The organism is Hydrogenophaga sp. (genome assembly GCF_041633695.1).
Lineage (GTDB): Bacteria > Pseudomonadota > Gammaproteobacteria > Burkholderiales > Burkholderiaceae_C > Hydrogenophaga.
Genome location: NZ_JBFJMY010000191.1, coordinates 1 through 7,575 on the forward strand (window position 1 = coordinate 1; position 7,575 = coordinate 7,575).

At 64.1% G+C, this 7,575-nt stretch carries 7 protein-coding genes; all 7 read right to left on the bottom strand.

From position 1 onward, the window contains the following. On the bottom strand, window positions 1-1,117 hold a 1,117-nt coding region (locus ABYB95_RS12835; protein ID WP_372658951.1), incomplete at its 3' end, for a RuBisCO large subunit C-terminal-like domain-containing protein. Between the two features lie 40 nt (window positions 1,118-1,157). Continuing rightward, window positions 1,158-3,161: a hypothetical protein gene (locus tag ABYB95_RS12840; RefSeq protein ID WP_372658952.1), complete on the bottom strand. Its 2,004-nt coding sequence runs from the start codon at window positions 3,159-3,161 to the stop codon at window positions 1,158-1,160. A gap of 5 nt (window positions 3,162-3,166) precedes the next feature. Next, window positions 3,167-3,904, bottom strand: a complete 738-nt coding sequence (locus ABYB95_RS12845; protein WP_372658953.1) for a transcriptional regulator NanR — start codon at window positions 3,902-3,904, stop codon at window positions 3,167-3,169. 100 nt (window positions 3,905-4,004) lie between these two features. Next, entirely contained in the window at window positions 4,005-4,454 is a 450-nt protein-coding gene (locus ABYB95_RS12850) for an RbsD/FucU family protein (RefSeq protein WP_372658954.1), read from the bottom strand. Next, on the bottom strand, window positions 4,448-5,506 hold the full coding sequence (locus tag ABYB95_RS12855) for a Gfo/Idh/MocA family protein (RefSeq protein WP_372658955.1): 1,059 nt from the start codon (window positions 5,504-5,506) through the stop codon (window positions 4,448-4,450). Before ABYB95_RS12855 ends, ABYB95_RS12850 begins: the two co-directional genes overlap by 7 nt. Before the next feature lie 2 nt (window positions 5,507-5,508). Continuing rightward, a complete protein-coding gene (locus tag ABYB95_RS12860; protein WP_372658956.1) occupies window positions 5,509-6,513 on the bottom strand; it encodes an ABC transporter permease in 1,005 nt (334 codons plus the stop codon). Window positions 6,514-6,601: 88 nt separating this feature from the next. After that, a partial coding sequence (locus tag ABYB95_RS12865) for an ATP-binding cassette domain-containing protein (protein ID WP_372658957.1) occupies window positions 6,602-7,575 on the bottom strand: 974 nt, incomplete at its 5' end.

The window sequence follows — 7,575 nt, forward strand, 5'->3', positions numbered from 1 at the left end:
CCACCTGCTCGGCGGTCTGCCCGGAAGAAAACACCGGCATCACTTCGCAGCCGGGAGCCGGTGCGTCGAACATGGGGCGCGTGCAGGCCTGGGCCGAGCGGATCACCGAGGCATCGTCTTCGCTGAACTTGTTGCGCAAACCGTTGACGTGCAGGTGGTCCACGCCGGCCAGGCGCCAGAACTGCTGGTAAGCGCGGTAGTCCATGCCGATGTAGGGCGAGCGGCTGAGCATGCCCCAGCCCGCGCGGTGCCCATGGATGGCCAGCTGGCTGTGTTTGCGCAACCAGACCAGGGCCGGCAGGCCGACAGTGGCCACGGTGACCATGATGCAGTTGCCGCCCGCGGCCTGCACGTAGTCGTGGTTCTGCAGCATCACATCGAGCTCGTCGGTGATGTTGAACGCGTACATCACCTGGCGGCCCGTGCGCTGCTCGTGGTCCTTCAACACCGGCATGATCGCGTCGACGCGTGCGCGCAGCGGGCTGTGCGGGCCGTTGGCCTGCAGTTCGTCGTCTTTGATGAAGTCGATGCCGGCGTCCACCAGCTGCTTCACCAGTGCCGCTGTGTCCTTCGGGCTCAGGCCCACGCTGGGTTTGATGATGGTGCCGATCAAGGGGCGGCCCTCGATACCCAGCAGTTTTCGCGTGCCCGGGATGCCGAATTGAGGACCCTGGTAGCGCCGTGCGAACGCAGGCGGCAGTTGCAGGTCGAGCAGGCGCAGTCCGGAGAACTCTCGCAACTCAAACAGGTTGCCGGCGACGGTAGCCATCAGGTTGGGCAAGGAAGCGCCCAGGTTGTCGAAAGGCCACGACACCTCGATCTCCGCGCGCTGGAACCTCGGGTGGGTACCCAGTTTCGACGGCAGTGCGCGGACCGGCAGCGAGGGTTGATCGACCACCTCCAGCGGTGTGATCCGCTCCACCACCGCACCCGCAGCCTCGCGCAGCTCGTCGGTTTCGCCTGGCAACCGGGCAAAGGTGCCGCAGGACTGTTCGCCTGCGAGCACGGCCACCGCCGCCTCCAACGGGAACGGGGTTTCGACCCAGTAGGTGGCGCGGATACGGCCATCGCTGGCACGGGGTTGGGGTGGGTTTGGCGTGTTTTTTGGCATCGTCATCAGACCAGGCAGGGTAAAAAAAAGGAATGGGTGTCAAGGGTCACCGCGTCAGCGACAGGACCTCGTATGCCGCGAACCGCAGGGGCATGCGGGTGGCCACCGTCGAAGCGTCTGCGGCATCTTTGACTGGAGCGACGGCCGCCAGCGCCTGCGCCGTGCTGGGCACGCTCAGGTCGCTGACCACCCAGGCGCCATCCACCACCGCCCCGAGTGCTTCAGCGCCGAGATTGGCCAACAGCAGGTGCTGCACACCATCGGACGAAGCCCATGCCAACCCCGCCAGCCGACCGGGCAAGCCGTTCAACCGGTGCAGTGCGCAGCCCGAGGCGCGAACGAGCAGGTGATGGACGCGCCAGGCCGGCACACAGGCGCCGGGCTCCCAATCGGGCATGTCGTCGCGCAAGGTCGGGCCACTGACACCGTGTGAATGGAGGAAGCTCAGCACCTCGATGCCAGCCTGCTGCACCGCCGCCGCATAGCCCACCAGCCAGGCCGCACCAAAAGCCGCCTGGTGACGCGGATCGTCCGGCGCCATGGCCATACGCTGCCGCAACGGGTTGTCTGCGGTGCGTGCGCCATAGGGATTGCGGTGCATGCCCACCGTCACAGGGCCCAACCGGTATGCGAGGCCGGGCCAGATCGCGTGCACGCTGGCCGCGATGCTGGCCAAAGACCCGTGGGTCTGCATCACCGACACATCGTCGGCTGCGTGCACCAGCGGTGTGGTGGTGTGCGCCACGAAGTCCAGGTGCTCGGGCGACTGACGCTTGCGGTTGAGCTCGGTGAAATAGGTCAGCATGCCACCGCCCACACGAGCCTCGGGAAACGCAGCAGAAAAGGCCTGGGCGTGCGCCTCCAGACCGGGACCCTCGGGCCAGAGGTCCGAAGGCTGGTAGCTCTTCAGATACGGCGCGGGGCAGGCGCGCACCGCTGCCGGACGCAGACCGACCAACTCGCAGGCCTTGGCCACCCGGGACGCCACATCCTCAGGCGTTTGACCCGATGGACAGATCACATCCAGCTGCACCAGCGCCTTCGATGCCTGCGCCAGGCTTGTCAGCGCCGCCAGCTGCTCGTGCAGACCAGCCAGATCCGAAGCATCGGCTTCGGCCACCAGCCAGACGGGCTTCAACGCCAGCACCGCTGCGCGCTCGGCCGCCGTCATCTGCTTCAACCCCAGGGGAACACCCAAGCCCATCGCGGGCAGTCGCAGCCCCGTTGCTTCACCCATGGCCACGCGGACCGGCTCGGACCGCGACTCGGCGCGGTCCTGATTGGCCGCGCTCGCGTCGCTCACCGAGACACTCACCTGTTGTGAGAATTTCCGATGCGCGTCCAGCCCATACGGCCAGGGATCCAGCAGCGAAGCCACGTAGGTTTTGAACGATGCGTCCGACCAATTGCGCTGGTCTTCCATCTCGAATTTGCCCAAGGGATCGTGCGGCAGTTCGGCCTCCAAGCGACAGTCGACGCTCAAACCCGGCACCGGCGCATGGCGCAGGCGGCGGATATTGAACGCCACCTGTCCCGGACTGATGTGCTCGGGGAAACAACCGGTTTCGACCGAGCCATCGGTGTGCTCGATCTCCAGCGGTGCGCCCGCCGCCGACGCCGGGTGCAACACCACCAGACCGCAGCGGTTGGTCGACAGGGCCGCGTCCGCCACGGCGTCCACCTGGAAACTGAAGTGACCGTGCGCATGGCCGCGCACCACCGCAGCAGCCCGCAAGCGCCCCTCGGGCAGCCGCATCACCAGAACAAACCGGGCCACAAACTGGTCGGCCGCCTGATCGAGTTCAAAGCCTTCGACGGCGCACGGCGCCGTGCCCCAGTGCGTGTCACGAAGCAGATACGAAATGCCCCGGATCAGCTCCACACCGCGCCAACGCAGGTGGCGGATGCTGCCTTCGCTCCATTCGCAACGCAGCTTGCCCGCCGACAACACCCGGCTCGGCGCTGTGCGCTGCGGGGTACCCCAGACACGCAAGGCATCCGCAGCACGGGCATCGCTGCTGGCGGGAGCGGGCAAAACGGTCGCGCTCATGGTGTTCAACTGGCCAGGGTCTCGGCTTCGCCCTCGGGCCGCACCAGGCGTTGGTACAGGGCATTGGCACGCATCAGGTGCTCGCGCATCGCTTGCTCGGCGCCCTGGGCATCGTGCGATTCGATGGCCTGCACGATGCGATCGTGCTCGGCCAGCGTCAGCGCCTCTGCACCCGGCGCACGCACCAGCGACTGGTAGTACTCGCCCAGCCAGCGCAGCATCGCCTCCAAGATGACCGGGAAGATGGGGTTGCCGCTCATGGCCGCAATCTGGGTGTGGAAGCCCATGTCGCCTTCGACAAAATGCTGTGGCGAATCGGTCACCCGGTGGTGTTCGTCCAGGCGCTGGCGCAACAGCTTCATGCTCGCGGGGTCGGACCGTTCAGCGGCCATGCGGGCCATGCCGCACTCCAGAAACACGCGCACTTCCTTCAGGTGCTCCAGCGAGTTCGGATCGGAACGCAACAGGTGCTGGGCACCACTGGCGATTTGCTCCACCAGCGATTCGGCCGTCGGCACGGCCACCCGGGCCCGTTCACCGTGGCTGATCGAAACGATGCCCGAGCGCTCCAGCGCCTGCAAAGCCTCGCGAATGGCCGGCCGGCCCACCTGGTACTCGTCCATGAGATCGCGTTCGGACGGCAACTGTTCGCCGGACGGAACCTCTCCGCTGCGGATGCGCTCCAGCAACCGGTCTTGCACCTCCTGGTAGAGCTTTCGACGTTGAATGGGTCCTGATGACATGGCGTTGCTCCGGGTGCGGGCCTGAAAATCTAGAGTTTAAGAGGCTTCAACGCAAGCGCCCCGGGCATGTTGACGCCACAGGAACAGCAAGCCACCACACTCACTCGTCAAACACCACCCCTTTGGTCAGCAGAAAACACCCATAGGGGCGCGATTCGGTGGTGTGGACCACAGCGAAACACCGTTTTGCCGCCTCGTAAAAGTCGAAACGCTCCAGCGGCAACATCGGAATGGGTCGGTCCTCGGCCAGCTCGCACGCTGACAACACCTCGGACTGCACCGGCAGCAGCACGCCCGACCGATCCACCGGCTCCATGCAGTTCAACGGAAACGGCACGAAGGAGTCCAAGGGAAATAGCGTGAGAATGCCCCGAACGGCTTCCACCACATCGGTGCCGTTGAGCTCTACATGCCGGGTGCTCATGGTCTGGCTCGCCGTTGAATACCCGGGATAGTTCCGGTCCACCACGGCCAGGCGGTCGCCATGGCCCATGGCGGCCAGCACCCAAAGCAAGTCCGCGGACATCCAGGCGGGCAGACCTTTCAGCACGGCGGCGTCTCCTTCACGATGTCGATCGTCTTTTGCTGACCGGCGGCCGACTCGTAGGCTTTTTCAACCAGCAGCAGGGTCCGCAAGTTGTCCGCCCCCGAGGTTTGCGGTTCCCTGCCATCGGACAAACATTGCAACCAGTGGGCCTGGATGTTGAGCACGCTGTCCTGGATGTTGTGCCAGGGGCGCTGCGCCCAGTCGTGCAGAGGAGGCGCGCAATCCACGACTTGCGTGTCGCCATCTTTCACGTGAATGGTGAGCTGGTAATCGGCACCCAGGCGCAGTGTTCCTAAAGCGCCATCGATCTCGATCAGGGTTTGCGGAAACAGCTCCTTGGTGTTCGCCGTCGCGTAGCTGCAATCGATCACACTGGTGAGGCCGGACCTGTGTTTCATCAGCAGAGTGGCCACGTCTTCGCCGCGGATCTTCGGGTTGATGCGCGTCGTGCTGGCGCTCATGGTCGCCACCTCGCCAAACAGGAAGCGCGCGATGTCGATGATGTGGATGCCCAGGTCTTGCAGGATGAAGCGGTCTTCGGTGGCCAGGTAGGGCTGGCCCGAAAACACGTCGTAGGCCGAGCGAAAGCTCACCCGGCCCCAGAAAGGCTGGCCAATATGGCCTTGGTCGAGCGCCTTGCGCACCGCCTGGATCGAGCTTTGCCAGCGAAAATTTTCGTGCACCATCAGCGGCACACCGGCCCGTCTGCAGGCCTGGATCATGGCGACCGCATCGTCCAGGGTGTTGGCGAACGGCTTCTGGCAAATGCAGGGCACCCCCTGGCGCGCAGCCATTTCCACCAGGGCGCGGTGGCTGCCCACGGTGGTGGCAATGTCAACGAAGTCCAGTTTCTCGCTGGCAAACAATTCCTCGGCCGAGGCGTAGGTCTTGTCGATACCGAATTCGGTGGAGGCCTCTTGCAGGCGCTGCGGATTCGCGTCGCACAGCGCCACGATTTCGGCGCCGGGCAGCTGGGCCCAGGCGTGCAAGTGGTTCTTCGAGAAAAAGCCGCAGCCAATCAGCGCGCCTTTGCGCGGCGTGGAAGTGCTGCTCATGCTCAGGCCTCCGCGCGCATCTGCAGCGCCATGCGCTGTTGCATGCGCTGCTGGAACTGGTCCACCACGACCGCAGCAATGATCACCAGGCCCTTGATCACAGTCTGCCAGAACGAGCTCACACCCATCATCACCAGGCCGTCGGACAGGATGCCGATGACAAAAGCGCCGATGATGGTGCCGCCGATCTTGCCCCGGCCTCCGGTCATCGAGGTACCACCGAGCACGGCGGCGGCGATGGCGTTGAGTTCGAAGGTCTCGCCGGTCATCGGGTGCGAAGCCACCAACTCGGAAGAGATCACCAGGCCAACGATGGATGCACACAGACCGGAGAACATGTACACAAAAAACTTGATCTTTCGCACCTTCACGCCCGAAAGCATGGCGGCACGTTCGTTGCCCCCTACCGCATAAATGTGGCGTCCCAGCGGCGTGCGCGCGCCAAGGTAGGCCGCGCCCACGCCCACCGCGATCAGCAACCAGATCACCAGCGGAACGCCTAGAAAGTTCAGCGTCCCAATCAGGGGAAAGCCAGTGGTACCGCGCTCCACATTGCCTTCCAGGTTGGGAAAGGTCGCACCGTCCGAGGACAAAAGCGCGATGCCGCGTGCCACGTACAACGTACCCAGCGTGGCGATGAAAGGCGCAACATTCAGCACGGTGATGAGCACACCGTTGATGGCCCCCACCAACACCCCAACCCCCAGCGAGATCACGATGATTTCAACCACGTTGAAGTAAATCACGTAGTCGCCCACCGAGAGTCCGTGCAAGATCAAACCGCCGGCCACCATGCCGGTCAAACCGACGATCGATCCGACCGACAAGTCGATGCCGCCGCTCACAATCACATAGGTCATGCCGATGGCCAGCAGCGCGTTCAAGGCCACGTGCTTGGACATGATCAGCGCATTCGCGGCGCTGACGAAGTTGGGCGCCATAAAGGCAAAGAAGCCCACGACCAGAAACAGCGCAATGAAGGTGCGCAAACGCAGAATCAGCAGCAAAGCACTGTCCCCCGTTGAGGTGGGCGCTGGCGAAAGGGGTGGGGTTGCAAGGGTTGCAGTCATGGTGATGGACATTGGTATTTTTGAACTAGGCGGCCAGCAACTGGCCACTGTTGGAGGCCAGGACCACCGCGTCTTCGGTGGCTTCGCCCAGGCCAAACTGGGCCGCCAGGCGGCCGTTGGACATGACGACGATGCGGTCGGACAAGGCCATGACCTCCTCCAGATCGGAGGTCACAAAAAGAATGCCCAGGCCAGACTTGGCCAGGTCGCGCATGACCTTGAACACGTCGGCCTTGGCGCCGATGTCGATGCCCCGGCTGGGCTCGTCCATCAGCAACACCTTGGGATCGGTCATCAGGGCACGACCGATCACCACCTTTTGCTGGTTGCCACCCGACAACGAACCGACCTCCAGCTCGGGCCGCTTGGCCTTGATGGACAGCGACTGGATGAAGCGTTGCGCTGCGTCGCTTTCGGTCTGCGGACGGAGGTGCCCGCGTTTGGCCATGCGCCAGAGATTGGCCAGCGTGAGGTTTTCCGAGATCGACATGGAGTGCACCAACCCGTCTGCTTTGCGGTCTTCGGGGATCAGCGCCAACCCGTTTTGGATGCAAGCGGCCACGTCCTTTCCGATCAACTCCTGGCCCAACAGCTTCACACTGCCCCGCGCCTGCTCGGGATGGCAACCGAAGATGCACTCAAAGAGCTCGGTGCGCCCTGCTCCCATGAGGCCATAGATGCCCACAATTTCCCCGGCACGCAGCGTCAGGCTCATGTCGTCCACCAAATAACCAGGTGCACCGGGGCGTGGCAGGAACACATGGGCCACCTCGAGCACCGTGTCGCCAAAGGCGTGGTCTTCAGCGCGCGCAAAATTGCGGGTGCTGGCACCCACCATCTGCTTCACGATCCAAGGCACGTCCACCGCGGACATCTCGGAAGAACCCGTGATGCGACCGTCTCGCAGCACCGTGATGTAGTCGCCGATGCGGATCAGCTCTTCCAGCCGGTGCGAGATGTAGACGATCGTCACGCCGCGCGATTTCAGATCGTTGATGA

Excerpts from the sequence above, each read along its gene's own strand:
- ABYB95_RS12845 (WP_372658953.1), bottom strand. The coding sequence starts at position 3,904 with ATGTCATCAGGACCCATTCAACGTCGAAAGCTCTACCAGGAGGTGCAA.
- ABYB95_RS12840 (WP_372658952.1), bottom strand. The coding sequence starts at position 3,161 with ATGAGCGCGACCGTTTTGCCCGCTCCCGCCAGCAGCGATGCCCGTGCT.
- ABYB95_RS12855 (WP_372658955.1), bottom strand. The coding sequence starts at position 5,506 with ATGAGCAGCACTTCCACGCCGCGCAAAGGCGCGCTGATTGGCTGCGGC.